1 pseudogene is annotated in these 1,475 nt (G+C 48.5%); it reads right to left on the bottom strand.

Annotation, left to right across the window (positions count from 1 at the left end):
• Positions 1-253: 253 nt before the first annotated feature.
• Positions 254-1,317: pseudogene (locus tag P5674_RS24620) on the bottom strand (IS630 family transposase).
• Positions 1,318-1,475 lie beyond the last annotated feature (158 nt).

The following is a 1,475-nucleotide window of genomic DNA, read 5'->3' as shown; positions in this document are numbered from 1 at the left end:
GGTACAAATCGCCTTTTTAAAACCAAGATATACAGGCTATGTACTTCACGTCCACCACTAAACAGCTATGGGGCATCATCCTACGACAACGGTTTGGAGTCTATCAGTACTTGGGTATAATGTCAAGCATTTTGGTAATAATTATTAGGGGTCGAGAGAGAAGTCACCTTCTCCCCCTCCCCTTCAAAACCGTGCTTGAGACTTTCACCTCACACGGGTCGTAGGGTGCGTCATATCAAGTCCGGATAATCAATTATAGTGAAGTCTCGATTTGAGGCCACCAATGAAAACTCATCAAGCCTCGAATTAATTCGCGCTGTTCCCACAAACTTCGGCAGCCAGCACACAAGAGTTCCTCTAGCTGCTCAAGATTCTCAAATGAGCGATTGGCAATGGGTTCATCTACCAGAGGCCACAGTCTTTCCGCCGGTTGCAGTTCCGGGGAATGGGACGGTAGAAACATTAAATGCAGTCCTTCGGGTACTTTCAGATTCTTACTGATATGCCATCCGGCTTGGTCAACCACTAACATAATGTGTTGATTTGGACCTAATTTCAATTCGGCAGCAAACTCCTGTAACACTCGACCAAATAGAGTTGTATTGACCTAAGGGATGATCCACCAATAAGTCTCTGCCGTCTGCGGTCTGACAAAACCATATAACCATAACCACTCGCATTTCCAATTAATATGGGCGAGTGGTTGACAACCTTCCGCTATTGGAGCGTCCCATCACCGGTTTGAGTCCCAGACGGTGTTCATCTTCGCTCCACAATTGCACCTGTGCATCAGGATATCTCCGGCGAAGTCCCTCTAACTCCGTTACCAGTTTTTTTCCAGGCTTGCTGCTAGTCTTCGTCACTTTCGATGTGAGCCGGTCTCGGTACACGAAGCCGAAATGTCATTTGTCGCAGAATCTCCCATCCCCTTTGTCGGCTAATTTTTCGTCCAGTTACTCCTGTCAACCAGTCTGCCACCTGGCGACCGTTCCACAGTCCCCCATCCGGCGCTGTTCCTTGCCGGGCTTGCCATAACTGAGCTTGGGTCACATCATCAATTAACGGTGGATGTCCGGGATTTCCCTAGAGGCGCGCGCCCAGCCCTTTTAATCCCAATTGGTTGTATCTTTTTACCAATTCATAAATCCAGATGCGACTGTAGCCCGTAATTTCTTGGACTTCCTCCGTGGTCTTCCCCTGAGCCAACAACCAAATAATTTGCTCTTGGCGACTTTCCAAGCCCTCTTGGGCTTGGTGATCAGCCCGGCCAAGTTCTTCGGTACTTAAGTGGGGAGCTATACTAATTCGTCTGGGTATGACGCAAGTTGGGCATTATTAGGGGTCGAGAATGGAGTCGCCTCCATCCCCTCCCATTCAAAACCGTACTTGAAAGTTTCCCTTCATACGGCTCGTAGGGTGCGTTATAGCACTAGTCAATACGGTTAGGACGCAGCCTTGAGAACAGAATCCATGGC

Source organism: Limnospira sp. PMC 289.06 (assembly GCF_032350395.1).
GTDB lineage: Bacteria > Cyanobacteriota > Cyanobacteriia > Cyanobacteriales > Microcoleaceae > Limnospira > Limnospira platensis.
The sequence above is the reverse complement of the archived record's forward strand: the minus strand, read 5'-3'. Positions and strand labels throughout refer to the sequence as shown.